Raw genomic sequence first — 26,568 nt, forward strand, 5'->3', positions numbered from 1 at the left:
AAAAAATCACCCTAAAACAAGAAAAACCACTCCTGCTTCTAGCTGAGCTAGATAGCCACGAGGTGGTTTTACTTGTTTTATTCTTGTTAAGCAAGATTTCCCCTTAGAGAGGAATTAGCCTTATTTCACTTCGCCACCTTCAACCACGAGGTCATCAGCTTTAGCTGCATCACCGTAAGTTGGGTGAAGTGTTTTTTCATAATCTTTGTGGAAGAAATTCTCTTCGCCAAGTTTCTTAATGTCTTTATTGATAAAGTCAAGGAGTTCTTTGTTACCTTTTTGAACGGCTGGGGCAATAGTATCTGGGTTACCAAGCGATGTGATTCCAACTTCGTAACCTTTATTTTCTAGAGCCCAAGCAAGAACTTCTGTATTATCTGTTGAGAAGGCATCGCCACGACCATCAAGGAGGGCTTGGTAAGCGTCGCTATATTGGTCATACTTTTGCAATTTGATATTTGGGTAGTTCTTTTCAAAGTAAGTTTCAGCAGTTGTCCCCTTAGTAACAATCAAAGTCTTACCTTCAAGCTCTTTAACGTCCTTAATGACCTTATCTTTAGGTGATACCACACCGATTGAGACTTTCATATAAGGAAGAGCGAAGTCCACTTGTTTCTTACGTTCATCAGTTACTGTGAAGTTGGCAAGCGTAATATCTACCTTGTTTGAAATCAAGAATTCTGCACGGTTGGCCGCATCTACTGAGACGTATTTAGGTTTAACACCCAAGTCTTTAGCCAAACGGTTACCAAGTTCAATATCGTAACCTTGGTAAGCACCCTTGTTATCTACATAACCGAAAGGTTTCTTGTCCGCAAAAACGGCGATACGGAGTTCACCACTCTTCTTAATTTCTTCAATAGTACGTGCTTTGGCTGTTGATTTACCAGAGCTACTGTTACTTGAGCAAGCAGTCACTGCCACCAAGGCAAAGACGAGGGCTAATAGGGCAAAAATTTTCTTTGTTAATTTCATAAATATCTCCTAAAATATTATATTTTTTATTAAAAACAATGGGTTACAAATAGGCACCAAACTGGCTGAAGTCAAAGACATTGAGAAACTCTTGAGCTCGCTGTGTCTTTGGATGATTGAAGAATTCTTCAGCAGTACCTTCCTCAGCGATGACACCCTTATCCATAAAGATAATACGGTCAGCGATGGCACGCGCAAACTGAAGCTCATGGGTTACAATCAACATGGTACGCCCTTCTTGAGCGAGGTCATTGATCAATTCCAAAACTTCACGAACCATCTCAGGGTCAAGCGACGCCGTCACTTCGTCGAAGAGAATAACTTCAGGATGCATGAGCAGTGAACGGACAATGGCTACACGTTGCTTTTGACCACCCGACAGTTGTCGCGCAAAGCTATGCTTCTTGTCCAAAAGTCCCACACGGTCCAAAAGTTTCTCAGCCTCCGCAATAACCTCTTCCTTGTTACGCCCTTGAGCTTTGACCGGTCCCAAAATCAGATTTTGCAGGATGTCCAAATGCGGGAAGAGGTCATAACTTTGAAAGACCATTCCGATTTTCTGACGAATCAAGTGAAAATCCTTCTTGCTACTAGTGATAGACTTGCCATCCAGGAGAATATCCCCTCCTTGAATAGTCTCCAAGCCATTGATACAACGTAGCAAGGTCGATTTCCCACAACCTGAGGAACCCAGGATAACAACGACTTCACCTTGTTTAACATCCAAGGAGATGCCTTTGAGAATCTGATTGTCCCCAAAGGACTTTTTCAAATCCTTGATTTGTAAAATGCTTTCTGTCATCTTAATTCCTCCAACGATTTTCAAGATAAGTAGACAGCTTAGATACTGGGTAACAAATGGCAAAATAAAGAATCAAAATCGTGCCATAAATCCAGAAAGAAGCTGTTGGAATAGTCAGGCGGTTACTATCAATAATCTGCTGACCAACCTTGGTCACCTCTACTACGCCAATCAAAACCACCAAGGATGTGGTCTTAATCATACGTGTCACCAGGTTAATAGCCTGAGGCAACAAGCGACGCAAGACTTGTGGGATAATCACATAGGTATAGAGTTGGCCATTGGTCAAGCCAAGGGCCCTTCCGCTCTCAAACTGGTGTCTAGGTAGTGACGTGATTGACCCACGCACCAAATCACCCATCTCAGCCGTTCCCCATAGGGTAAAGACGATAATAGCCGATAGCTCGCCTGAGATATTGATGTTAAAATTCCTAGCCAGACCAAAATAAACAATGAAGAGCAAGACTAACTGGGGCATGATACGAATAAATTCCAGATAAATACGTGACAAAAAACGTACAATCTTAGATTTAGAAGTCATGACAATTCCAAAAAGGGTTCCTAATAAAAGGGACAGAAGCACCGAAACGATGGAAATCCCAATAGTTACGCCTAAACCTTGTAAGATACGTAGGAAATTATTCCCCTGAAGAAGAACCTGAAAGCCCGAATCCTGCATAGCGTAACCTCCTTTCAATCCAACTAAAGACTAGAGAAATCGGCAGCAACATCAAGAGATAAGCCACCACCAACATGCCTAGAGCCACATCGGTTTCGTAGTAAAGACCAATCAAATCCTTAGCCACATACATCAAATCCGCCAAGGCTACCGCTGAGAATACTGACGTTTCCTTGATAAGGAAAATAACGTTAGCACTAAATGACGGCAACGCCACAGCTACTGCCTGAGGAAGGACCACATAGCGAAAGACTTGGAACGGCGTCAAACCAATAGACAAGCCCACTTCATGTTGGGTCTGACTAACAGCCTCTAGACCACTTCGGAAGGACTCCGCCATATAGGAACCACCCAAGAAAATCAAACCTACCACAGCACAAGCCTCTGAGGATAGAACCAAACCTATACGAGGCAAGCCAAAGTAGAGAAAGAAGAGCTGAATTAAGAGCGGCGTATTACGAGATAGCTCAATATAAGCCGTCGAAAGCTGACTCAAAACCGGCACTCGATAATGACGAATAACACTCACCACCAAGCCCAAAAGGAAGGAACCAAAAATCCCCAGAACGGCAATATGTAAGGTTAAAAAGAATGCCTTCTGATAAAAGTGCAAATACTGTTGAACAATGGACCAGTCCAAAACTTACCTCCTCATTTAAGATACAAAGGGCGTAGAAAATTCCGTAAGACAAATAGGAAACTGACGACGTGTGCTGGCACACTAGGAAGTTTATCTTTTGCTCTAGGAATTTAGCCTGTGTTCAATTCTACAAGATACAAAAGGCGTGTAAAATTCCGTAAGCACTCACTGACATCTACTTCTAGCCCTTTGACCCTTCTCTCGCATTTGAAAAGCACAGCTTCACAAAACACGAATGAATTGCTCTATTTCATTTGAAACGTTAGATTTATTCTACCACCTGTTAGATTATTTGGATAATATGTATTTTTTATCAGCGTGATAAAGAAAAGATATAAATAAAATCTAGATTTCTGTAAAGAAAAAAACACCTCAGTCTCAGAGATTTCTCCAAGACTAAGATGTCTGTCTCCTAAATCATAGTGCTTAAATCAAATGGCTTTCACGTTTTTCGAACATCTCTTGTCCCAAGGCTACCAATTCCTTGATAAGGTCTGAGTATGAAAGTCCCATATTTTCCCAAAGTAGTGGGTACATTGACCATTGAGTGAAACCTGGCATGGTATTGAGCTCGTTAAGGTAGATAGCTCCATCCTCTGTCAGGAAGAAATCACAGCGAGCAAGACCACAACCACCAAGAGCACGGAAGGCCTTGGCCGCATAGGCACGCATTTGCGTCATGACTTCTGCAGGCACGTGAGCTGGAATATCCATGGTAATCTTATTGTCAATGTATTTAGCTTGGTAATCATAGAAAGCCACGTCTTTGACCACTTCACCTGGATCTGTCGTTTTGACAGTTGTATTTCCAAGGATACCAACCTCGATTTCTCGGGCAACCACACCTTGCTCAATCAAGATACGGCTATCATATTTGAGAGCCAGATCAATCGCTGCACGAAGCTCCGCTTCGTTTTCAGCTTTCGAAATCCCAACAGATGACCCCATGTTAGCAGGTTTTACGAAAACTGGGAAGGTCAATTTTTCAAGCGTCTCTGCTACTGCTGCTTCCAAATCTTCACCCTCGATGTAGACTGTGTAGGCAACCTGAGGGACACCTGCAACTTCAAGAATATGCTTGGTCATAATCTTGTCCATAGCCACACTTGATGACAAGACATTAGTACCCACGTATGGCAACTTGAGGGTTTCGAGGAAACCTTGGATAGATCCATCCTCACCCATAGGTCCATGGAGCACAGGGAATACCACAGCGCCTTCCTCATAAATATCGCTTGGTTTGATAGCCTGACTAGCCACAACTGTGTCATTAGTCATGAGCTTCTCGTCATCACCTGGTGTTTCTGTAAATTCTTGTGTTTTGATAAAATCACCAGACTGAGTGATAAAGTAGGTTTTAACCTCAAATGCGCTGTAATCCACCGCACGCATAACACTCTCAGCTGAGAGCACAGACACTTCACGTTCTGCTGAACGTCCACCGTAGAGAAGGATAAGGGTTTGTTTAGACATAGGTATACCGTTTTCTTTTCTTGATTTTCTAGTCTCAGTTTTGAGAACATAATTACTTTAATCATATCACAAAAGGAAGGGATTTTCAAAAAGATTATAGGCAGAAAAAAACAGCCTAAGAGCTGTTTCAATCCTGTCTTAAATTTCGTCACCAAGCTCGAACTTAGTACCTTTAAGGGCACGTTTGAGAGACCACTTCCATGGTTTACCTTCAATAGTGACTTGTTTGTTTTCGAGATCAACTTGAACCTTGTCTACGCCTTTAACAGCGGAGAGTTTTTCAGTAACGGTGTTGACACAGCCTTGGCATTTCATTCCTGTAATCTTATATGTTTTTGTCATTTTTCTTTCTTCCTTTTCTTTAATTGTTTTTTGATACACACCTTAAGTGATGGAGGACATTAGCAATCGACACTTAGACTTTGCGACGTTTGAGGCGCAGAGCATTAAGGACGACCGAAACAGAGCTAAAGCTCATGGCAAGTCCTGCTATCATTGGGTCAAGAAGGGGACCTCCAAAGAGGTGGAGGACACCCATAGCTACTGGGATAGACAAGATATTGTAGATAAAGGCCCAAAAGAGGTTCTCTTTTATCGTTGTGATAGTCGACTGACTAATTTTCAGAGCCTTAACGACATCCATGAGGTTGGGTTTCATAAGGACCATATCGGCACTTTCCATAGCAATATCTGTCCCTGAACCCATGGCAATACCGATATCGGCAGTCGCAAGGGCTGGGGCATCATTGATACCATCACCAACCATGATGACTGATTTTCCTTCTGCCTGAAGGTCGCTAATCACCCTAGATTTCTCTTGTGGAAGGACTTGACTGATAACCCGCTTGATACCAACCTTTTGGGCAATGGCTTGAGCTGTTTGGTCATTATCCCCAGTCAACATGATGACTTCCTTGCCCATTTGATGAAGGGCTGCCACCATATCAGCACTATCTGCTTTAACCTGATCAGCTACACCAAAGAGTCCGATTAACTTACCATCTTCAGCCAAGAAAATAGGTGTCTGACCATCCGCTGTCAAGCTTTGGAAATCAGCCTGTGCTGAAGTCAAGTCGACTTTTTCCTCAGCCATAAGAGTTTGATTCCCAGCTAGATAAGTTTTGCCTGCATAGCTTGCAGTAAGTCCTCGTCCAGTCAAACTTGAGAAATTGTCCATCTCCAACAAGTCCAAGTTAGCATTTTCTGCTGCCACAAGGATGGCTTGACCCAAGGGGTGTTCAGACTTGGCTTCCAAGGATGCCAAAAGCTGCAAAGCTGCTCCGCTATCTCCATAAGTATAGCTAGAAACGAGCTGAGGTTTACCCTGAGTAATGGTTCCTGTCTTGTCAAAAACGAGGACATCAGCCTTATGAGCTAACTCGAGCACATCTCCACGCTTATAGAGAATACCATGCTCAGCACCAAGCCCTGTACCAACCATGATGGCTGTCGGTGTCGCAAGACCCAAAGCACATGGGCAAGCAATGACTAAGACGCTAACTACTACTATCATAGCGAAGGTAAAGGTTTGTCCCATGACAAAGTACCAAAAGAGACCTGAAATAAGTGCGATAGCCATGACAACAGGAACAAAGACCGCTGACACTTGATCGGCAATCTTGGCAATCGGTGCCTTGGTTTGTTGGGCATCCTCAACCAATTTAATGATTTGGGAAAGCAAGGTGTCCTTACCAATCTTTTCAGCCTCATAAATCAAGCTACCTTGACCATTAATAGAACCTGCAAACACTGGCTTACCAGCGGATTTTTCAATAGGGAGTGACTCACCTGTAAGCATGCTCTCATCAATCGCGGAGCTACCAGAAATCACCTGACCATCCACGGCTATCTTTTCCCCAGGTTTGACCACAATATGGTCACCAAGAACAACCTTATCCACAGGAAGCTTGACTTCCTTACCATCCCGAAGGACGGTTGCCTCCTTGGCTGACAAGTGCATAAGTTTCTTGATAGCCTCTGAAGTTCGACCTTTAGAGAGGATTTCAAAGTACTTACCTAGAGTAATCAAGGTCAAAATAACAGCTACCGACTCAAAATAAAGTTGGTGGACGTGATGGGCATGCCCCAAAGAAATGTGATAAGTACCATAGAGACTATAAAGGAAGGCCGCCGATGTTGCCAAGGCTACCAAGGCATCCATGTTAGGATGACCCTTGGCCAAAGTGCGAAAACCATTACTATAGAAGGAACGACCCAACCACATGACTGGAACTGTCAAAACTAGCAGCACCAAGGCATAAGTCAAGGCTGCATGGTGAGGAGACAAGAAGTTTGGCACAGGTAGACCAACCATTGGGCCCATAGCAAGATAAAAGAGAGGAATGGTGAAGACAGATGACCAAATGAGGCGCTCACGTACCTTGTGAATCTTGTCTTCTTCACGCTCTTCTTGGCTTTTGGCTGTGTCTGGATTGTAGACTTCAGCCTCATAACCAGCGTCAGCCACAGCTTTTTCAATAGCTTCTGGACTAACCTTATCCCCAGCGTAATCCACAGACATTTTTTCAGTGGTTAGGTTAACCACAGCCTTGTCCACACCATCCAACTTATTAACAGCATTTTCTACATTGGCTACACAGGATGCACAGGTCATCCCATTAACCACAAAGGTTTCTTTTGCCATTTCCTATATCACCTCCATATGATGCCCACAAGCACATTGGCCAGGCACACAGTCACAAACCACCTGATCCACAGGTTCTTTTGCTGCAAGCAAGGCCTGTAACTTATCCACATCGGTTTGGGTCATCGGCGTCTTTGCCATGAGTTGACCCAACAAATCGCTATGTTTGGTCAAACAAATCTTGTCAAAAACAGCTTCTAAAGCCTGAAAATTCGCCTCATCTTCCCCCAAGCTAGCTTGATAGATAAACCCTCGTCCTTGACGCTGACTGGTTAGATAACCCTTGTCCGCCAAACGTCCAATCAAGGTCTTTACTGTCGAAGCCGACCAGTCTAGCTTCTTAGATAGAATCGCTATAATCTCTGAAGAAGTCGCCTGCCCCTTAGCCCAGAGCACTCGCATGACTTCCCATTCCGCAGATGAAATTGTCAGCATAATTTTTCCTTTCTGAATGTCGTTATTTGTTTACGTTTGTAGATTTATTTTAACGCTGCCATGAGGATATGTCAAGGGTTTTATTTACATTTGTAGATTTATCGCGAAAAAATAAGCACCTCCTAAGAGGTGCTACACTTTACTAAGATAAGATTGAGTTGACGAGGCTACGTCCAAAATCCCTGCCTTCAACATACAAAAATTTAAACATGCCTGGGTAAATAACAGCCAAACAAATAATCATAAAGATTATTGCTAGAGCTTTTTTATTTGATACAAAGAATGAAAAAATATGATCAATCATGTTCTGTGATGCCTTCTCTCCCTTTCTTTTTAGTTATAAAATCATTCTATAGTTTCCAAAAAGAAAAAAATAGTGACATAGATGTCACTAAAAAGGCTTATTCATTCAATACGAGATTTAACCCTCAGCTTAATCCCTTGTAGAGGTACAAGGCACCAACCAGAAGGAAAATCAGTGCATAGTGATTCTCTCCACGATAGAAAAATAGTAAGGCTCCTATTAAGAAACTGACACCTAGTATTACCCTCAATGATACTTTCATTTGTCTACCTTCTTTTTATAAGTGAGATGAAAATAAAAACCAGAGATAAATTTAATTCGCCACTATTCACCCATAGTATAATACTGGAAAATAAGAAAATCAAATCATCCCCAAGAATGATTTTGATAAAAAAACACTCCCCATTTCTGGAGAGCATCGTCTTCTATTTTTCAAAATGTGAACCGAATGTAACAAATTCAGCGACGTCTTCTTCCTTACCGTCGTGGAGGTCACGGACGATTTTTGATCCTACGATAACACCGTCTGATACAGCGTTAAAGCGTTTGATGTCGTCCTCTGTTGACACACCAAAACCTGTGAGAACTGGAATGTCTGCATGGGCAGTCAAGTTAGCCAAGTGTTTGTCAAGGTCATCACGGTAATTACCAGTCTTACCTGTAACACCATTGATGGCAACGGCGTAGATAAAGCCTTCTGCACCATCAATCAACTGTTTCTGACGGTCAATACCTGTAGTCAAGCTCACCAGAGGCACGAGAGCAATATCACTGTCTTTCAAATAAGGAGTGATAAAGTCAGCGTGTTCATCTGGCAAATCAGGAATAATGAGCCCCTTGACAGATGTATCTGCCAGGTCCTTAACAAAGGCCTCAATACCATATTGATAAACTGGGTTGATGTAGGTCATGATAACCAAAGGCACCTGTGTTTTTTGTTCTTGAAGCTTATTGATAATAGCTGTCAAAGTCACATCTTTAGCCAAACTACGTTGTCCTGCAAGTTCAATAACGGGACCGTCAGCCACTGGGTCTGACCATGGAATACCCACCTCAATAGCTGAGACACCACTATTTTCCAAGAGAGCGATAGTCTCAAAGAGTCCGTCTAGGCCTTTAGCGTGGTCACCCGCCATGATATAAGGCACGAAAATACCGCGTTTACTGTCTTTGATAGCTTGTAGGTGTTTTGTTAGTGTTTTTGTCATGGTTTATTTCCCTTCTGTTTCAGCTTCGAAACGTTCTTTAACCTGCATAACGTCCTTGTCCCCACGACCTGAGAGGCAGACGATAAGGCTTTGGTCTGGCGACATCTTAGCTGCCACTTTTTGCGCAAGGGCAATGGCATGGCTAGACTCAAGAGCTGGGATAATACCTTCTAAACGTGACAGAAGTTTGAAACCTTCTAGCGCTTCTTCATCTGTGATAGAATCGTAAGTCGCACGTCCAATTTCGTTGAAATAACAGTGCTCAGGACCAACCCCTGGATAGTCCAGACCAGCTGAGATAGAGAAGGCTTCCATGATTTGTCCATGAGCATCTTGGAGGACATCCATAAGCGCTCCATGAAGGATACCTGGACGGCCTTTGGCAAAGGTTGCGGCATGTTTTTCAGTATCAAGCCCCAAACCAGAAGCCTCAGCACCATACATAGCTACTGATTTATCATTAACAAATGGGTAGAACATACCGATAGCATTTGAACCACCACCGATACAAGCCATGACGGCATCAGGTAATTTACCACCAGAAATCTCTGCGTATTGACGTTTGGCTTCACGACCGATGACAGATTGGAAGTCACGGACAATTTCTGGGAATGGTGCAGGACCAAGGGCAGATCCCATGATGTAGTGAGTATCCTCGATACCTGCTACCCAAGCACGGAGGGCAGCATTTACAGCGTCCTTAAGCACGCGCGAACCATCTGTAACGCTAAATACCTTGGCACCAAGCAACTCCATACGGAAAACGTTAAGCGCCTGACGTTTAACATCTTCCTCACCCATATAGATCGTACAGTCCATGTCGAATAGGGCTGCGGCTGTCGCTGTTGCAACACCGTGTTGACCTGCACCAGTTTCGGCAATGATTTTCTTCTTGCCCATACGTTTGGCAAGCAAGACTTGACCAAGGGCATTGTTAATCTTGTGGGCACCTGTGTGGTTAAGGTCCTCACGTTTAAGATAAATTTGCGCTCCACCAATATGATCAGTCAAACGTTTGGCGTGGTAAAGAGGCGTCTCACGTCCCACATAGTTTTTGAGGAGATCATCCAATTCCGCTTGGAAACTTGGATCTTCCTTGGCCTCACGATAGGCCTTGTCCAATTCAATAACGGCTGTCATCAGCGTTTCAGGAACGAACTGACCACCGAATTTTCCGTAAAATCCTTTTGCATCAGGTTGTTGATATGTCATGCTTTCACTCTTTCTATAAATGCTTTAATCTTATCTAAATCTTTGTGACCATCTGTCTCGACACCTGAGGACACATCTAAGGCATAGGGCTGGAAAGTTTCCTTGGCCTCTGCCACATTGTCCACAGTCAAACCACCAGCGATGAAATAGTCCTGTTCAATCTGCTTGTCCGCCAAGAGTTGCCAGTCAAAGGTCTGACCACTGCCGGCAATAGGAGCATCAAAAAGAAGATAATCCGCCTGGCTCTTGACTTGAGACTCACTATCCGAAATCTGAATAGCTCTAATAACTGGTACTGATATCTTTGAAATCAGAGCTTCATCAAAAGTTCCATGAATCTGAACGATATCTAAGGGAACCTGACTAATCGCTTCTTCCAGTTCTTCAAGACTTGGTGAAACAAAGACACCGACAATTTTTGTCTGGCCTGTCACTCCTTTAGCTAGCTCGTGAGCTTGTTCAAGACTCACTTGACGCTTGCTTTTGGCGAACACAAAGCCAATGTAGTCAGCACCTGCTTCAACTGCAGTTGCTACTGCTTCTGGTGTCGACAGTCCACAAATTTTAACCTTTGTCAATTTGCAACTCCTTGACCTTTTCAGCCACATTGTCAGCCGTCATAAGGGCAGTTCCTACCAAAATCCCATTAAAATATGGGGCAACTAAGGCAGCATCCTGACCTGTGAAAATAGCTGACTCAGAAATATAAACAGGCTTGTCCTTGAAATGCGTTGATAACTCAAGACTGGTATTGATATCTGTCCCAAAAGTGACCAAATTACGGTTGTTAACGCCGATGATTTCGGCACCAATACGGTGAGCCACTTCCAATTCTGGTAGATTATGCGTTTCAACCAAGACTTCCAAGCCAAGGCTAGTCGCAAAATCATAGAGCTCCTTGAGACGAGCCTCTGGCAAGGCCGCTACAATCAAGAGAATGACTGTCGCTCCCGCATTACGGCTACGCACAATCTGTTTCTCATCAATAATGAAGTCCTTAGCCAAGGTTGGAATAGCCACCTCTGACGAAATTTCTTTCAAATAGGAAATATCACCCTTGAAGAAAACCTCGTCCGTCAAAACAGAAATCATGGCTGCCCCATTTTCCTCATAGTTCTTGGCTTGAGCCACAATATCCACATCCAGGTTAATATCACCCATACTTGGACTAGCTTTTTTCACTTCAGAAATAATTTGCAGCTTGTTTTGATTTGACTTGAGAAACTCATAAAGACGATAGGTCTGGCGCAAGGGCTGCAAGTCTTCCATGACCAACTGAGCCACTTCTTTTTCTTTTTGTTCTAAGATTGTTGGGAGAAAGGCTTTACTCATACTTGTACCTCTTGGAGTTGGTGAAGTTTCTCTAGGGCTGATCCGTCCGCAATCAATTGGCGAGCAAGCTCAACACCTTCTTTAATGGTCGCAACCTTACCATTGGCAAAGAAGCCAAGACCAGCATTAAGCACTGTTGTTTCAAGATAAGGACTAGCTTCATTTTTCAAGACACTAAGGAGAATCTCTGCATTTTCCTTGGCATCGCCACCTGTGATATCAGACAACTCAACCTTTTCCATACCCAAATCTTCATAAGTGAAAGTGTGTTGGCTGATGTGGCCATCTTCCAAAAGAGTGTAGGTGTTAGTGCCATAAAGAGCAGCTTCGTCCATATTGTCAGGACCTGTGATAATAACCGCACGTTTACGTCCCAACTGTTGGATCGCATTAGCAACAATCTGTTGCAATTCCACACGGTAGAGGCCCATAAGTTGTGTCTCAAGGTCAAGCGGATTAGCCAGTGGTCCGACCAAGTTCATAATCGTTGGAATCCCAAGAGCTTGGCGAGCTGGACCGATAAAACGCATGGCTGGGTGCATGGTTTGGGCAAAGATAAAGGCCAAACCAACCTCATCAAGTGCTTTAGATAGGGTTTCTGGTGATGCCGCAACGTTGATTCCAAGGGCTTCAAGGACATCTGCCGAACCAGATTTAGAGGAAATCGAACGGTTACCAGCCTTGGCCATACGAATACCACCTGCTGCTAAGACAAAGCAAACCGTTGTTGAAATGTTAAAGCTATAAGACTGGTCCCCACCAGTTCCACAGTTACACATAGCATCTGTGAAGGTCTCAGGCAAGACCGTCGCATGTGATTTGAGGGCACGCACAATACCTGTGATTTCATCTGCTGTTTCTCCTTTAGTTTTGAGCCCCATAAGGAAGGCAGCGATTTGGCTTTCTGAGACTTCATTTTTGAGAATGCGGTCAAAGACTGCTTGGACTTGGTCTTGAGACAAGTCTTGTCGGTTTGAGATTTGTAGGAATATTTCTTTCATATCTGTTTTCCTTTTAAAAACGGTTCAATGTTTTCTGATGCACGAGGAGATGTTTTGAGCGTAGACCAATCTAGTCAAACGACTGTCCGACTAGCCTGCAACGATTTTTACAAAATTTTCAACCATCTTGAGCCCATCTGGACTACCGATGCTCTCAGGGTGATATTGCAAACCATAAATTGGTAGTTCCTTATGTTGAATGGCCATGATTTCTTGATCATCAGTTGTGATAGCTGTCACATCAAAGCCCTCTGGCATTTGGTCAACAACGATGGAATGGTAACGCATAATAGGAACATCATTGTCGATATCCTTGAAAATTGGCGATGGCGTTTCAAAAGTAATATTGCTTTGTTTGCCATGCATGACATTCTTAGCCAAGCCAAGTTTACCACCAAAAGTTTCCGCAATAGCCTGGTGCCCCAAGCAAATTCCCATCATCGGTTTTTTACCAGCGAAATCCTTAATCAAGGCTTCCATTTTACCCGCATCAGCTGGCCAACCTGGACCTGGTGAAAAGACTAGCCCATCAGCATTTTCCGCCTCTTCATAGAGAGTCTCATCATCGTTACGTAAGACCTTTACCTCTGTAAATGTCCCTAGGTATTGTGCCAAATTATAGGTAAAAGAATCATAGTTATCAACTAATAAAATCATTGGGCATCTCCTATTCTTGTCATAGCTTTCGCCTTGTTAATCGTTTCGTAAAATTCATTTTCAGGAACACTGTCATAGACAACACCTGCACCTGCCTGAACATAGGCTTTTTGATTTTTGAGAATCATAGTACGGATAGCAATGGCAAAGTCCATATCTCCTGTCGCAGACAGATAACCAATAGCTCCCGCATAAATACCACGTTTTTCCTGTTCAAGCTCATAGATACGACGCATGGCACGAATCTTAGGTGCTCCTGACACGGTTCCAGCTGGTAGAGTTGATTTTAGAGCATCAAGGGCTGTCAACTCAGGCAAGAGTTGCCCTTTAACCACACTGGTAAGGTGCATCACATAGCGGAAATACTCAACCTCCATATACTTAGTCACCTTGACCGTACCATTTTTAGCAATCTTACCAATATCATTACGTCCCAAGTCAACCAACATACGGTGTTCCGCAGTTTCTTTAACATCATGTGAGAGTTCATCCGCCAAGGCAGCATCTTCAGCCTCATTGGCACCACGAGGGCGGGTTCCAGCAATCGGATTGGTGACCACCTCTCCATTTTTCACTGAAACCAAGCTCTCTGGGCTAGCACCAATCACCTGATAATCTCCAAAATCATAGAAATAAAGGTAGTTTGATGGGTTGGTCACGCGCAAGTTACGGTAGTAATCCAAAGGATCCCCCTCAAAGTCCGCTGAAAAGCGTTGGCTAAGCACGCATTGGAACATATCTCCCTCACGAATGAATTTCTTAGCCTTAGCTACCATATCCATGAAGACCTCTTTTTCGATATGATTTGAAAATTGCAAGGCTTGTAAGGCTTGAGGTGTAAACTCGTTTGGCGCCTGAGTCTGGAGGTCCGTTACCACCTGACCAAGAGCCTGACGCACCGCATCGTTGTCACGACCAGAGTAGATATTGTCCTCAACCACATAAACCTTTTCCTTCTTGTGGTCAAAAATTAAATAAGACTCGTAGATGAAGAAATGCATATCAGGTGTTCCAATCGTATCTTCAGGAATCTCACCGATATTTTCATAGAGACCAATCATGTCATAACCTGCAAACCCGATAGCACCACCTGCGAAAGGTAGGTCAGACTTGATGCCCTTGACTGTTACTTGGTCCAAGTATTCGAAAGGATCCTGATCAATCGCCTTACCATTTTCATAAAGAACACCATCCTTGAAGGTTACTTCAAAGACCGGATTGTAGGCAACAATAGAAAAACGTGCATTTTCCTTCTCACGAGGAATGGATTCAAGGATAACCTTATGTTCCCCCTGAACACGCATATAAGCCAAGATTGGTGTTAAGGTATCGGCTGGTAAAATTTTTCTCATAGTATTTCCTTTCAAACTGGTTTATCGAGAGTAATAAGACTGATACAAGACTCCTTTATAGGATGTATCGGCACCATTATTGTTCTTTATTCACTTTCTCTTCCAAAGCAATAAAGGCTTTAATCATGCTTCTCCAAACACTTTCAGCCACATCTGGCGATAAGCCAAGCTCTAGTGCCTCCTTGCGACGGTTAGCTATGACTTGAGCAACACGATCATTCGCCCGGACTGCGGACTTATCTCCTTTGGGCTTCAGCCGTCCTGCCTTTTCCACAAGTATTTGACGTTGGGCCAGGAGTCGAATTAACTGACTATCAATATTATCAATATCACTTCGAATATCGTTTAATGCATCCATAATACCCAACCTTTCATTGAATAATGAAATAATACTCCTTTAAGGTAAATAGACCTTTAAAGATAAAAGTAAACAAAAAACCTCACAGAGAAAAACTCTGTGAGGGCATTAAATCTAGTTTAACACGGTACCACCTCAGTTAATGGTCTCAAAAAACGACCATCATCTCTATCTCCTCTAACAAGGAGTTGCACGGTAAGGGGTGCCAACCGAGAAGAATATGTGTTACCTTCTCATTATCATCCAATCAGCCCAATGTTCGCTCATCTCGATTACCTACTCACAATCACCGCAGGCTCCCTGAAAATCTAAGACCAGTTACTTTCTGATTTACTAACTATTGTACTCCTTTTTAAAAAGATGTCAAGAATTTTCTGTTAATTTTGACAATTTCTATTATTTACAATAGAAATAAAATATCTATTTCAACTTTTTTCTATTAGAAAGAATACGTTTCCTTTCCTCATCAATAATACTAATCGCTTCATCAATTTCATTCTGAGAAAATTCTGGTGACAGGATATTATCATCAATAGCTTTATACATTATATTAGCCTTAGCTTCCAGTTTCTTATAAATCTGCTGGTCAATATAACCTGGATCACCACTATCCTCTGGTTCACATATGGTCTGTAGATAATAATATCTTGTATATTGGTTATCTTCTAATCCTAATCTATGAATTCTATCTCGAGATTGAAGCATAAAAGTTAGATTAAAATTGTATTCAAAATACAAAGCATCATGAACTTCTTTATGCAAAGATACCGATTCACCTAGAGTTTGAGGATTAGAAATCATAACCATAGTATTACCAAATCGAAAATCATCAATCAGATTCTGTCTATCAGAAACATCCGTACCACCATACACTAAATTAGCTTTCACTCCAACTTGGTCTAACCTATTTTGTATTTTTTTCATGGTATCAACAAATATTGCCCAGACTATGACTTTTTTCCCCTCAGATATAAGCTCTTGAGTTTTTTCAATACCTTTCTCAAATTTAGGGGAAATCATACTAGAAAAGTCAAACTCATCATATCCTTTGGCTTCTTTGATTACCGAGTCAGAAGTATTCTGTAGTCGATTATTAAATATTTCTTCCGATACTTCAAAGGTGTCATCTTGATCATTATCGCCTGCAAACCACATATCTTTATATTCAATCTTTTTGTTAAGTAATTCAGGATTTGTGGACGCTTGTATCAATCGAATCAATCTGGCTAAACTCGACGATTCGTTATAGTATATGGACTGTGCTAATTGTTTCTGTTCTTCGCTAGGTTCTACATCCAAAAATTTATCTGGATCTGGTTTAGGTACTCCTAAGTCATCTTTGTTTAAGCGCCAGAAGAATGGAACTAAAGCTTTATTAATTTCTTCAATTTTCCTAACACTAGGTTTTTTTAATTCATCTAAACTCCATCTAAAAAATGAATTGTACTCATTTGCATAAAGTAAATGAAGAAAGTTATAGATATCCTGATAAGAATTAGGTATAGGTGTTCCAGTTAAAACAAACTTAAACCTTGAATCTTTAACTAGTTCTAAAGCAGCTTGAGCACGGACTCCGAAAGGATTTTTTATTCTATGAACCTCATCAAAAACAATCATTGTCTTAATTGACAGCAATCCTCGCAACTTGTCTTTGTATTTTGTCAACGATTCATAATTCACTAATACAAGATTTGATGTTTTCCAGTTCAAAGATAAATCGAAAGAAAAATCTTTAGAATTTTGACAATCAATTACTTCTAACTGTTTCTTATTTCCAAAAACTTGTTTAAATTCTTCTTTCCAACTGTTGAAAGCATTAATAGGACAAATAACCAATAAATTATCTACGTGCTCACTTTCAACTTTCTTGGAATTCAAAAATGCAAAAACAGCCAAAATCATAGCAGTTTTACCAGAACCTGGCACAGAGAAGTTCGCAGCTCTAGCCATCCTGTATTCGTAGAAGGCTGCCTCAAGTTGCAATTTTTTAAACGGACGTACAACCTCTGAACTAACAACAGAAACAAACTCTTCAAACTTTTCTTGCTCCCCATGAATTGTATATTGTTCAGGTGATTTTAAATAAATTCCTAACTTACTATATTGTTCAATAGAGTACTGTTTTAACTTTAGGTAGTCTTGTACTTCCTCTGATACTTCAACTATAATATTTTTTCTATTACATCTCTTCCTTGTTTCTTCAATAATGTAGTTTATATCCATATAAGAAAATTCTGACTTGATAGTTGAGTTATCATCTTCAAAATATTTATTGGACAAATCTGATTCAGGCTTTAGTTTTCTATCTGAGTTAGTAATTTGTATAGAAGAGTTATCTTGACGTACAATTATATTTCCACTTTTTAAATAAAAATAGATATTATTATCTGACTGATTTTCTTTAACTTTATTTATTGTGGAATATTGCTGGTATTTTTTTATTTCATCATAAACAATTTTTGTAGCATCGATTGTCAGAATATCTTTCTCTTCATTTTTCCATAATCGGTCAAATCTATTTTTGTTAGCTAATATTCGCGTTTGAACATTCTTACTTGAATCCCAAGAAACGTCTACGGAAATACTCTCATAATTATATTCTAAACCATTTCTAGTTTCATTAACAGATCCATTAAAAAAGACAGTTTCATCATCTGAATCAATAAGACCAAATTTATCATGAAAAATCCCTCGTCCTCTTGGAATAACTGCAAACTTTACCTCTGCATGGTTACTTGCAATCATGAATGCCAGATTACCTAACGATTCTTTTGTTTGATTATTTAGAATAGTTTTCCTTAACTGAGCAGGCAAATCTACTAAACTATTTTTAAGAACATATCCTTCTTGAATTTTTTTAAAATCTTCTTCAGAGATATCAGTAGAAATGATAAATTGAGCAAATCCATTATTTCCAAATAATTTATCCAACCCCTTCGAATATAATCCCAGTCCCTCACTAGAAAAATAGGCTGAAACTCTTCTATAAATAGTAGCTTCAGATAATACCGGTTCATAGAATTCTTTAACTAAATTTTCACTTTGATATGTAGGTTGTATTAGGTTTTTAAGTTTTAGAGAAAATACCATTCCTTTTCCCCTTTTCTCTATTTGGATAATTTAAATGCTAAATCTCTAATTTCTTGAAGAATTTCTTTTGCCTCAAAAAATTCTTCTTCATGCAGTTCTTTTAAATCTTCAGAAGATAAATCTTCTAATGTATCTCTGATTTCCTGCAATTTTACCAAGGATTGTCTGCGATTTGCTGTTATTTGGCCTTTGTTTGATAATCTGTTAGTTGTTTGTAATAATTTACTTGAAACTTCTGCTATCTCAAGATTATTATTTAGATTATTTTTTAAATCACTTGCCTTATCTATTGGATTAGACTCAAAAAAGTCAATAATATTATCTACATGCTCATCAGTAGCACTTATGAAATGTTCTTTCATTTCAGGATTATCTAAAATATTATATTTGACATCTCGGATTTTTCTAGTGATATCTCTATCACCAACTTCAGACTTTGCAATCTGGACTGCTAAAATAGTTAGTACATTTTGAGTTATCGTCTCTTTATCTTTTTTTAATTTATTAATTGTTCTTTCAATATCTTCCAGAGGTCCATCTAACTTCAATTCTCTAGCAAGATAAAATTTATCAATAGGATTTTCGTTGGGAGCGACTATAGATAAGAACTTGATAATCAATTTAGCAAGTCGTAAGTCTTTGTTAATTCCCTTAGTGTTACCAGCACCACTTGCTTTTTTATATTCCTCAGGAGTCATTAGTTTTTGAACTTCAATTGTATTGTATACATCAAAAATACGATCAATTGGATCATAACTAACTCTTTCTTCACGACCAAGCTGCAAATCTAATTCTAACTCTTTTATTTTCTTTTCATCAATTTTTTTACTGATATCAAATGAAAGTATAACAGCTTCGAAGTATTGTTGGATTTTTGTTTCTTTTTGTATTCTACGGAGAGCTGTAAATCTACGATTTCCATCAATAACTCTTCCATCTGAAAGAATTACACCAGGTTCTTGTTGTCCTTTCTCAGAAATAGAAAATTGAGTGTTCTTTAGAGCCTGCTTCTTAGATTCATAAATAAATCTTTCAAATATTTCATTATATTTTGAATCTCCAATTTCTGGTGTTAATTTACCATGATTTGATATGTACTGATGGTAAACTGTATTAATACGACCATTTTGATCATTATAGTATAAATATTCTAACGGGAATTTGTATACTGGATAGTCTTTTGGTTCTCCCCCAATAGTCAAACGTTTTTTTAAAGTTGTCTTTTCAATATCTCCATTTTTTATTAATTCATTCAAATCTTGATTCATATTCATTCTCCATCAGTCTATTTCCCATAAATTATTACGGGTACTAAGTAAAGTGACATTATCTGACTTAAAGGTATTTTATCCTTAAGCTGTGAAAGATTCGTATGACAAACATCTATTTCTGAATCTCCCCCATAATTAATAAGATACTTTTCGATTAGCTGTCTAATATAATTAATAACATAATATGGATGTGAAACATCATCCTTATGAAATCCATACCTTTTGTTTTCTTGATTTAATTGATCTATGGAGTATCGCTTAATAACTCTGTCATTTTCTAATTCAATGATTAAGTTTGGTACTAAATTTTTAAGAAGGGATTTAGCTTCCATTTGATTAAATCGTGAAACAATAATTTTTTTAAATCCTTTCCCTGTACCCGCATGTGCAACAACACCCCAATTTCCACTTTCTCCATTAACTTTATTAGTTAAATCAACGGTCATGTTTCCTGATTTAATAGGAAATTGTCTAAACAATGCTTTTTCACTTCGCGTAGGAGGATTATCAAATTCCTTTAATTTTTTACTATCTAAATATTTAAATTGGTTAATATCTTTATCAATAATCTTAGCTGGTAATTTTGGAAATTTTATTAGTTCCAGAATTTTTATAGCTAGAGCAAAAGATAGTTGAACACATACTGCATTTCCTATCTGTCTCCACTTTGTAGACTCATCACCAAAAAATTGGTAATCTAAAGGATAGCCCATAATGCAAGCAGCCTCTCTAACAGTCGGCAAACGGTACTCGCCATCTCCTACTCGACTGTTACTAGATTTATACAGTATAGCTTCTCTAGTGCTAGCTGATTGTGTTGCCATGATAGTACGACTTGGCTTGTCCATGTTTTCTGGAAACGACATCTTTCCCATATAAGGATGTCTCTGTTTTAAATCTCTAGCTTTTTGCCACTGCACTTGATAGACACCTGTATCATAAAAATGATCTTTAAAATCTTTAATACTCACCTTTTCGATGGGATAGTTGGGATCCACAATAAAATCGCAAGATGAATGATCTAAAGGGGAGGGAAAGTTCTTAAATAATTTATTTAGAGTTACTTTTTCTTGTTCTAATTTATCAGGGAAAGGGAAAGTTCCTGTTTTTGTTATTTCTCCACTGACAAAACGTCTCCTTGATTGAGCAGCACCATAATCGTCTGCGTGTAAAATACCTCCATTATACTTGGATCTTATTGCAATAGATTTGGGATTTAAGTTTTGAGACAGAGCCCATTCTGCTAAATCTAAATCTTCAAATGTGTATTCTTCCTGGACATAGTTTTGTGAATTTGGGACATTCTCCATTAACCATGCTTTTAACTTGGAATTCTTTTGAAATTTCTTTACGGCAATTACTTTATAAAAAGTTTTAATTAAATTAATACCTGAATCTTTATTAGCATTTCCTCCTTGATTAGAAAGAGAAAACAACTGACATGGTGGACTGCCAATGATGATATCTGTATTGGGCAACTTATTTATTTCTTCTATATTCTCAAAATCAAGTACACTTTTTACATTATCATTTAGTCCGTGATTAAAATTATGTGTGGTAATTGCAGGTTGCCAGTTATCAATTCCCATTAGTACATCATAACCCGCTCTTCGAAAACCTTCTGAAAAACCACCTGCCCCACAAAAAAAATCTATTACAGTTAGCCTTCTAATATCTTTCTCATTTTTCAAAATTACACCATACTTACTTTCTACTTGAAGTCTTTATACCATCTATTAAAAAAGCCCCCAAAGGGACTTCTTGGTTTGATAAACAACGGCAGGGTGACAGTCCTGCATCTCTTTCAGACCCGAAGGTGCGGCGGCTGCCTCTTCCGCCCTCGTTGTTACTTCTTAACTATATTATATCACATTTTCTTAGCTCTACCAGCATTTAGATAGTTTTTCAGCTTAGAATCTTTAATCACAAACATGGTACGGACACTAAGTTTATCACATAACCTGACCGCTACCAAAACATTACCATCAATACGTTTGATGTATTCCAAGGACTGGCCATTAGGATGGTGCCCAATATAGTCCGGATGAGCAATAATCTCTGGAATCCGTTCATAGGTAGCATCAAAATCACTGAATTCCTGGCGATGTTTTCCCATATGCTTCTTACGTTGTGCAGACAGCGTGATTTCTTCACCAGGCTTGTAGTCCAAATCAAAAGCTTTAATGACTTTTGGCGTCAAGTGACCTACTATTTTCATGCTTCTATTGTACCACACCTCATACACATCAAGGCTTTTCCTACTGTTCAGCTATCAAAAAACTCAAGCCTGTTACCAAGCTCGAGTTTTGATTTATGCTTTTTGAAAAGCACCTTGTTTGTAGCTAATCCAGAAGAAAAGCGGTGTACAGATAGCCATTGCTACTAGATAGATTGGCAAGGTATAGCTATTAAGTGTCGAAATCTCAATCACATCTCGAAGATAGTAGGAGCTGATTAAGAAGCCAAAGACTGAGTAGATAATCAAGGCCACACGCCCCTTATTCAACGGGATACAAGCACGAATAACAGCAAGGACACCCGTTGATCCCATCATATAGTAAGACAGCGTCAGCATATCCGTATTGCTCATGCCAAGATAGACCTGAGACAAATGGAAAATAAGAACACTGATAACCAGCATCAAGGCATTAGGAATAGACAACTGGAGCGAACGTCTGAGGAAATGTTTCTCAACAGGACGAATATTACGTTCGAAGGTTAGAATAAATGGTGGAAAACCTTCGATAAATTGACCTGCCAAAGTCATCTGAACTTGAATAAAAGGGAAGACCAAGAGGTACTCTGCCTTACCAAAAACAATACTGGCAATACAGATAAGCCCCAAAAGGAAGGAATAAACAGTTTTAATGAGGAAAATCGGTGCAATGTGGGCAATATTATTAACCACACGGCGTCCCTCAAATAGAATTTCAGGAATGTCCTTAAACTCAGAATCCATAAGCACCAAGTTGGCAATCTGACGTGTTGCAGGATCTCCCTCTGCCATAACAATCGAACAATCCGCTTCACGAAGTGCCAAGATATCATTGACACCATCTCCAGTCATAGCTGTCGTATGCCCATTGGCATTAAGGGTTTGGATTAACAACTTTTTCTGGTGCGGAGATACACGACCAAAAATCGCAGTATCCTCAGCCAAAGCCTCCAACTCCTCATCGCTGACCTTAGAACAGTCAATATAGCTTTGATAGTCGGCAAAACCAGCTTGATGAGCAATATGAGAAACCGTCACTGGATTGTCACCAGAAATAATCTTAAGCGTCACATCTTCTGAACGCAGGTATTCCAGAGTTTCTGCAGCATCCTCACGAATAGGATCGGCAATTTCAAGTAAAGTCAAAGCCTCGACGTCATTCGGCAAAATCATAGTCTCTGTATCAACACCTGACTGACTCCAAGCCAAAATCAAAACACGAGACCCTCGTGCCTGAGCCTGATCGACTGCTTTGGGATTTTCCTTAAGAAGCATCTCAGGTGCTCCCAAAAAGAGAGTTCCAAACCCATTAACGCTCACAGCACCCCATTTACGATCGCTTGAAAATGGAATAACATCACCTACCTGATAATGATGTTCCAGACCCTCATAAGCATTTCGAATAGCCTGAGCTGTTGCATTTTTATCCTTGCTATGTTGCATATAAGCCGCAAGCAAACGCTCCAACTCCTCTTTCGTAAAACGCTCTGACAGTAGTTCCAGACCTTTAACTGTCATCTTTCCTTGTGTAATCGTCCCTGTCTTATCTAAACAAAGCACGTCTACACGGGCCAAGGTTTCAACAGAGTACATCTCTTGCACCAGGATATGTTTCATCCCAAGTTTAATGACAGCCGTCAAAAGAGATGTAATAGTCAAAAGGGCAATTCCCTTAGGCAACATTCCCAGAAGGGCTGTCGAACTGGTAACTACCGACTCTTGAAGGGAGAGCTGTTTAATCAAGTAAGCCTCAAAAAAGAGCGCAAGCCCAAACGGTATGACAATCTTTCCCGTAAACTTAGCAATCTTGTCCATATTATAAAGAATACGGGACACGATTGGCTTATGAGTCTTAGCCTCTAGCATGAGCTTGTTGGCGTAATTGTCCTCGGCTACATGAATGACTCTGGCATAGACCTGACCACTCACAAGATAAGAACCAGAGAGCAACTCCTTCCCATCTTTCTTTAGAATGTGATCACTCTCACCAGTCAGCATGGCCTCGTTAAGCTCGGCTATCCCATCAACAACCACGGCATCACTAGGAACCTGTTCACCCGCAGACAAGAGCATGACATCATCCAAGACAATGTCCTTAGGATCAATAGAAACAAGCTGTCCATCACGCACCACACGAATCTGATCCTTATTCATGAGATTGAGCTTATCAATCATGCGACGGGCACGCAACTCCGTCATCATCCCCGTAAAGGCATTAAGCACAATAATCCCAAAGAAAAAAAGATTAGACCAAGCCTGAACAGCAATCAAGGCCACAAAGATTGCAAAATTGAGCACATTAAAGGAGTTGAAGACATTACGCCTAAAAATCTCCCAATTGCTGGAGCCAGTTTTTGCTTTAAAATGATTTGTTTTACCGGCATCTATCCGCCGCTTGACCTCCACCTGCGTCAAGCCTTGTAACTGTTTTTTCATAACTTTCATAGTAGCATAAAAATGAGGTGTTTTCAAAGGTTAGCCGTCAGAGTTGAGCACTCCATAACTCATTTATCTTTTTCTTCAAAGTATACAAAAAAACTTCTGAGTACCTAACTCAGAAAGTCTTTTAAATTAGCACCTAAGGTACGGAGACTTCACCTTAGGAACCTTTACTTAAGCTATCACAATGTCATGCTTCTCAATAGTAACTTTTGCTTCGCCAAGACTATTAAATCGAATACCATTTGAAGCTAGGGGTGTTTGAATTTCAGTTGTCATTGTCTTCTCCCCATCATTAACAAAGAGTTCAATGGAGAATTTATCAAGAACAAAATGCAATTCAAGTTCATCAGAGGAGCCAACAAACATTTTACGCTGACAATTTAAATCAGAAGTCAGACCTGAATAGGTTCTATCCACTTCAAGTGTTCCTTGTTTTTTATTATAAAGGAAACGTGTATAAGTAGAATCAGAGACACCAAAGTCTATGACAAATGATTCAAAGTCACCACCTAATAATTTAATATCTAAATCGATTTGACGACCTTCGATCCCTTTAATTGTAACTGACTCACCTTTAATAACACCATTATAATTCACCTTATTAGCAAAATAATTTCGAAGCTCTGAAATCGGACGTTGATATAATTTACCATTTTTAGATGAACATGCAAAACTTGTTCCAAGAATTTTTTAGTCTTGTTATCATCATAAATACTGATTTTAAGGGATTTAACTACTAGTAAACTTAACAACTTCTATATATTTTACACTATATAGGACAGTAAATGGACAGTGACAGCATAATTGAAGAGTGAACAAAAAGAGGTATAAAAATACCTCTTTCAGATTGAAGACAAAGTCCTCAGAAGTTATACTTCTGGGGACTTTTCTTGCTTCGAAGGAGTATAATAAAAGAAAAGGTATTTGATGAGGTACTCCTATGTTTCACAAAGATAATCCTGAATATAATCGTCGTCAAATAGGTTTCTATACACCTGATGAACTTGTGCCTAAAGACCATTTTCTAAGAAAAGTTGAAGAAACGATTGATTTTTCTTTTATTTATGATGTTGTTGAGGATAGTTATTCTTCAGATAATGGTCGCCCTAGTCTAGACCCTGTTTTGTTAGTTAAGATTCCTTTGATTCAATGTTTTTATGGCATTCGTTCTATGCGCCAAACCATCAAGGATATCGAGGTGAATACGGCTTATCGTTGGTTTCTTGGCTTATCTCTGGATGATAAGGTACCACATTTTACAACTTACGGTAAGAACTATAGCCGACGCTTTCAAAATAAAGAATTGTTAGCACACATTTTTAGTCATGTGCTTCATCACGTTTTGGAGGCGGGGCTCATTGATCCCTCAGAAATCTTCATCGATGGGACACATATCAAGGCAGCTGCTAATAATCATAAGTACAAAAATGTTGTTGTTGATCAAAAAGCTAAATTCATGAGTGAACAACTGGATGTTGAGATTAATTTAGACAAGAAGAAGCATGCAAAAAAGTTCTTAAAGCCCGCCAAAAAAGGCGAGGCTAAATCTAAGAAACAATCAACGACTGATCCAGATAGTGGTTGGTTTCACAAGGGAGAACACAAGGAAGTCTTCGCTTATAATGCTCAGGTAGCTTGTGATAAACATGGTTGGGCCTTGGCTTATACAGTTGAAGCAGGTAACATCCATGATAGTCAGGCCTTTCCTGCTCTTTTCGCCAAGTTAGAACCCTTCTCCCCTGAATTCATTATTGCGGATTCAGGCTACAAAACACCTAGTATTGCCAAGTTTCTTTTAGAAAAAGGTATTACGCCAGTATTTCCTTACACTAGGCCAAGAGGTAAGAGAGGCTTTCTACGTCCTAGAGACTTTGTCTATGACGAGCATTTTGATTGCTATCTTTGTCCAGAGAACCAGGTATTAACTTACCGTACAACGACACGTGAAGGTTATAGAGAATATAAAAGTAATCCCAAAATTTGTAAGAACCTGTCCCTTGTTAGCGATTTGTACTGAAAATCGCCAGCACCAAAAAGTTGTTGTGCGTCATATTTGGAAAGATGCCTTAGACATCTGTGAAGATATCCGTCATCAAAGTGGGATGAAGGAACGGTACCAACACCGGAAAGAAACGATAGAACGTTTATTCAGAACAGCTAAAGAATATCATAACTTGCGTTATACCAGAGAAAAAGGAAAGTCCAAAATGGAAGATAAGGTTGGGCTTACTTTGGCATGTCTAAATATCAAAAAATTGGTAAAAATGATGGTAGGGAAGACCTGTTATTTTATCCAAATACCTCAATATTATTGGATTATGGGAGAATTAAGTGTGAATATAAAAAAAGACAAACATCAAAAACGATGTTTGTCTTCATTCTGAATCAGAATTTTAATAGGAATTCTGATTTTTTTTATGCAAATCCATTTAAAAGCCAAAGGGTGTTTAATTATTATTTATTAAAATATAGATAAAT

Annotated in this window: 22 protein-coding genes and 1 pseudogene; 1 reads left to right on the forward strand and 22 read right to left on the reverse strand. The window is 39.8% G+C overall.

Annotation, left to right across the window (positions count from 1 at the left end; translation table 11 throughout):
- Nucleotides 1-120: 120 nt before the first annotated feature.
- The 22 genes from HMPREF2867_RS02435 to HMPREF2867_RS02540 all read right to left on the reverse strand — a co-directional run bounded on the left by HMPREF2867_RS02435 (nucleotide 121) and on the right by HMPREF2867_RS02540 (nucleotide 24,687).
- The gene (locus HMPREF2867_RS02435) at nucleotides 121-975 is read right to left on the reverse strand and encodes a cysteine ABC transporter substrate-binding protein (protein ID WP_002891583.1); all 855 of its coding nucleotides are present in this window, start codon (nucleotides 973-975) and stop codon (nucleotides 121-123) included.
- A gap of 43 nt (nucleotides 976-1,018) precedes the next feature.
- Nucleotides 1,019-1,777 carry an amino acid ABC transporter ATP-binding protein gene (locus HMPREF2867_RS02440; RefSeq protein WP_060971738.1) on the reverse strand — a complete coding sequence of 253 codons (759 nt, stop codon included), beginning with the start codon at nucleotides 1,775-1,777 and terminating at the stop codon, nucleotides 1,019-1,021.
- Between the two features lies 1 nt (nucleotide 1,778).
- Complete coding sequence (locus HMPREF2867_RS02445; RefSeq protein ID WP_002891585.1) at nucleotides 1,779-2,456, reverse strand: amino acid ABC transporter permease; 678 nt, start codon at nucleotides 2,454-2,456, stop codon at nucleotides 1,779-1,781.
- Nucleotides 2,416-3,096: an amino acid ABC transporter permease gene (locus HMPREF2867_RS02450; protein WP_070575501.1), complete on the reverse strand. Its 681-nt coding sequence runs from the start codon at nucleotides 3,094-3,096 to the stop codon at nucleotides 2,416-2,418. Before HMPREF2867_RS02450 ends, HMPREF2867_RS02445 begins: the two co-directional genes overlap by 41 nt.
- Before the next feature lie 426 nt (nucleotides 3,097-3,522).
- Nucleotides 3,523-4,569 carry a D-alanine--D-alanine ligase gene (locus HMPREF2867_RS02455; RefSeq protein WP_070575504.1) on the reverse strand — a complete coding sequence of 349 codons (1,047 nt, stop codon included), beginning with the start codon at nucleotides 4,567-4,569 and terminating at the stop codon, nucleotides 3,523-3,525.
- Nucleotides 4,570-4,707: 138 nt separating this feature from the next.
- Nucleotides 4,708-4,911 (reverse strand): copper chaperone CopZ, encoded by a 204-nt coding sequence (gene copZ / locus HMPREF2867_RS02460; protein WP_002884431.1) that lies wholly within the window; start codon nucleotides 4,909-4,911, stop codon nucleotides 4,708-4,710.
- A gap of 73 nt (nucleotides 4,912-4,984) precedes the next feature.
- Nucleotides 4,985-7,213, reverse strand: coding sequence for a heavy metal translocating P-type ATPase (locus tag HMPREF2867_RS02465; protein WP_070575507.1), 2,229 nt, complete (start codon nucleotides 7,211-7,213; stop codon nucleotides 4,985-4,987).
- 3 nt (nucleotides 7,214-7,216) lie between these two features.
- Nucleotides 7,217-7,648 (reverse strand): CopY/TcrY family copper transport repressor, encoded by a 432-nt coding sequence (locus HMPREF2867_RS02470; RefSeq protein ID WP_070575510.1) that lies wholly within the window; start codon nucleotides 7,646-7,648, stop codon nucleotides 7,217-7,219.
- A gap of 729 nt (nucleotides 7,649-8,377) precedes the next feature.
- Nucleotides 8,378-9,160: a tryptophan synthase subunit alpha gene (gene trpA, locus HMPREF2867_RS02475; RefSeq protein ID WP_070575512.1), complete on the reverse strand. Its 783-nt coding sequence runs from the start codon at nucleotides 9,158-9,160 to the stop codon at nucleotides 8,378-8,380.
- A gap of 3 nt (nucleotides 9,161-9,163) precedes the next feature.
- Nucleotides 9,164-10,372 (reverse strand): tryptophan synthase subunit beta, encoded by a 1,209-nt coding sequence (trpB, locus tag HMPREF2867_RS02480; protein WP_070575516.1) that lies wholly within the window; start codon nucleotides 10,370-10,372, stop codon nucleotides 9,164-9,166.
- Nucleotides 10,369-10,950, reverse strand: a complete 582-nt coding sequence (locus HMPREF2867_RS02485; protein ID WP_070575519.1) for a phosphoribosylanthranilate isomerase — start codon at nucleotides 10,948-10,950, stop codon at nucleotides 10,369-10,371. The genes trpB and HMPREF2867_RS02485 overlap by 4 nt, the downstream gene beginning before the upstream one ends.
- A complete protein-coding gene (gene trpC, locus HMPREF2867_RS02490) occupies nucleotides 10,937-11,704 on the reverse strand; it encodes an indole-3-glycerol phosphate synthase TrpC (RefSeq protein WP_070575521.1) in 768 nt (255 codons plus the stop codon). Before trpC ends, HMPREF2867_RS02485 begins: the two co-directional genes overlap by 14 nt.
- Nucleotides 11,701-12,705: an anthranilate phosphoribosyltransferase gene (gene trpD, locus HMPREF2867_RS02495; RefSeq protein ID WP_070437799.1), complete on the reverse strand. Its 1,005-nt coding sequence runs from the start codon at nucleotides 12,703-12,705 to the stop codon at nucleotides 11,701-11,703. The genes trpC and trpD overlap by 4 nt, the downstream gene beginning before the upstream one ends.
- A 90-nt stretch (nucleotides 12,706-12,795) precedes the next feature.
- Entirely contained in the window at nucleotides 12,796-13,362 is a 567-nt protein-coding gene (locus HMPREF2867_RS02500) for an aminodeoxychorismate/anthranilate synthase component II (RefSeq protein WP_070437803.1), read from the reverse strand.
- Nucleotides 13,359-14,714 (reverse strand): anthranilate synthase component I, encoded by a 1,356-nt coding sequence (gene trpE / locus HMPREF2867_RS02505; protein ID WP_064520730.1) that lies wholly within the window; start codon nucleotides 14,712-14,714, stop codon nucleotides 13,359-13,361. Before trpE ends, HMPREF2867_RS02500 begins: the two co-directional genes overlap by 4 nt.
- A 76-nt stretch (nucleotides 14,715-14,790) precedes the next feature.
- Complete coding sequence (locus HMPREF2867_RS02510) at nucleotides 14,791-15,072, reverse strand: chorismate mutase (RefSeq protein ID WP_070575524.1); 282 nt, start codon at nucleotides 15,070-15,072, stop codon at nucleotides 14,791-14,793.
- 420 nt (nucleotides 15,073-15,492) lie between these two features.
- Nucleotides 15,493-18,162 carry an SNF2-related protein gene (locus HMPREF2867_RS02515; protein WP_070575527.1) on the reverse strand — a complete coding sequence of 890 codons (2,670 nt, stop codon included), beginning with the start codon at nucleotides 18,160-18,162 and terminating at the stop codon, nucleotides 15,493-15,495.
- Between the two features lie 17 nt (nucleotides 18,163-18,179).
- A complete protein-coding gene (locus HMPREF2867_RS02520; protein ID WP_070575530.1) occupies nucleotides 18,180-19,430 on the reverse strand; it encodes a ParB N-terminal domain-containing protein in 1,251 nt (416 codons plus the stop codon).
- Nucleotides 19,431-19,447: 17 nt separating this feature from the next.
- A complete protein-coding gene (locus HMPREF2867_RS02525; RefSeq protein WP_229056695.1) occupies nucleotides 19,448-21,124 on the reverse strand; it encodes a DNA cytosine methyltransferase in 1,677 nt (558 codons plus the stop codon).
- A 176-nt stretch (nucleotides 21,125-21,300) separates the two neighbouring features.
- A complete protein-coding gene (locus HMPREF2867_RS02530; RefSeq protein WP_070575537.1) occupies nucleotides 21,301-21,651 on the reverse strand; it encodes a PBECR3 domain-containing polyvalent protein in 351 nt (116 codons plus the stop codon).
- Between the two features lie 93 nt (nucleotides 21,652-21,744).
- Nucleotides 21,745-24,093 carry a cation-translocating P-type ATPase gene (locus HMPREF2867_RS02535; RefSeq protein ID WP_070575544.1) on the reverse strand — a complete coding sequence of 783 codons (2,349 nt, stop codon included), beginning with the start codon at nucleotides 24,091-24,093 and terminating at the stop codon, nucleotides 21,745-21,747.
- 168 nt (nucleotides 24,094-24,261) lie between these two features.
- Nucleotides 24,262-24,687, reverse strand: coding sequence for a GH32 C-terminal domain-containing protein (locus tag HMPREF2867_RS02540; protein ID WP_070575541.1), 426 nt, complete (start codon nucleotides 24,685-24,687; stop codon nucleotides 24,262-24,264).
- A 343-nt stretch (nucleotides 24,688-25,030) separates the two neighbouring features.
- On the opposite strand from HMPREF2867_RS02540, the pseudogene HMPREF2867_RS02545 reads away from it, so the two are divergent.
- Nucleotides 25,031-26,487 (forward strand): annotated as a pseudogene (locus tag HMPREF2867_RS02545) (IS1182 family transposase).
- Nucleotides 26,488-26,568: the final 81 nt, after the last annotated feature.

The sequence above is a fragment of the Streptococcus sp. HMSC064H09 genome (genome assembly GCF_001812625.1).
Classification (GTDB): Bacteria; Bacillota; Bacilli; order Lactobacillales; family Streptococcaceae; genus Streptococcus.

Excerpts from the sequence above, each read along its gene's own strand:
- HMPREF2867_RS02530 (WP_070575537.1), bottom strand. The coding sequence starts at position 21,651 with ATGAAAATAGTAGGTCACTTGACGCCAAAAGTCATTAAAGCTTTTGAT.
- trpC (WP_070575521.1), bottom strand. The coding sequence starts at position 11,704 with ATGAGTAAAGCCTTTCTCCCAACAATCTTAGAACAAAAAGAAAAAGAA.
- HMPREF2867_RS02535 (WP_070575544.1), bottom strand. The coding sequence starts at position 24,093 with ATGAAAGTTATGAAAAAACAGTTACAAGGCTTGACGCAGGTGGAGGTC.
- trpA (WP_070575512.1), bottom strand. The coding sequence starts at position 9,160 with ATGACAAAAACACTAACAAAACACCTACAAGCTATCAAAGACAGTAAA.
- trpE (WP_064520730.1), bottom strand. The coding sequence starts at position 14,714 with ATGAGAAAAATTTTACCAGCCGATACCTTAACACCAATCTTGGCTTAT.
- copZ (WP_002884431.1), bottom strand. The coding sequence starts at position 4,911 with ATGACAAAAACATATAAGATTACAGGAATGAAATGCCAAGGCTGTGTC.
- HMPREF2867_RS02455 (WP_070575504.1), bottom strand. The coding sequence starts at position 4,569 with ATGTCTAAACAAACCCTTATCCTTCTCTACGGTGGACGTTCAGCAGAA.
- HMPREF2867_RS02435 (WP_002891583.1), bottom strand. The coding sequence starts at position 975 with ATGAAATTAACAAAGAAAATTTTTGCCCTATTAGCCCTCGTCTTTGCC.
- HMPREF2867_RS02470 (WP_070575510.1), bottom strand. The coding sequence starts at position 7,648 with ATGCTGACAATTTCATCTGCGGAATGGGAAGTCATGCGAGTGCTCTGG.
- HMPREF2867_RS02510 (WP_070575524.1), bottom strand. The coding sequence starts at position 15,072 with ATGGATGCATTAAACGATATTCGAAGTGATATTGATAATATTGATAGT.
- HMPREF2867_RS02500 (WP_070437803.1), bottom strand. The coding sequence starts at position 13,362 with ATGATTTTATTAGTTGATAACTATGATTCTTTTACCTATAATTTGGCA.
- trpD (WP_070437799.1), bottom strand. The coding sequence starts at position 12,705 with ATGAAAGAAATATTCCTACAAATCTCAAACCGACAAGACTTGTCTCAA.
- HMPREF2867_RS02465 (WP_070575507.1), bottom strand. The coding sequence starts at position 7,213 with ATGGCAAAAGAAACCTTTGTGGTTAATGGGATGACCTGTGCATCCTGT.
- HMPREF2867_RS02520 (WP_070575530.1), bottom strand. The coding sequence starts at position 19,430 with ATGAATCAAGATTTGAATGAATTAATAAAAAATGGAGATATTGAAAAG.
- HMPREF2867_RS02445 (WP_002891585.1), bottom strand. The coding sequence starts at position 2,456 with ATGCAGGATTCGGGCTTTCAGGTTCTTCTTCAGGGGAATAATTTCCTA.
- trpB (WP_070575516.1), bottom strand. The coding sequence starts at position 10,372 with ATGACATATCAACAACCTGATGCAAAAGGATTTTACGGAAAATTCGGT.
- HMPREF2867_RS02440 (WP_060971738.1), bottom strand. The coding sequence starts at position 1,777 with ATGACAGAAAGCATTTTACAAATCAAGGATTTGAAAAAGTCCTTTGGG.
- HMPREF2867_RS02515 (WP_070575527.1), bottom strand. The coding sequence starts at position 18,162 with ATGGTATTTTCTCTAAAACTTAAAAACCTAATACAACCTACATATCAA.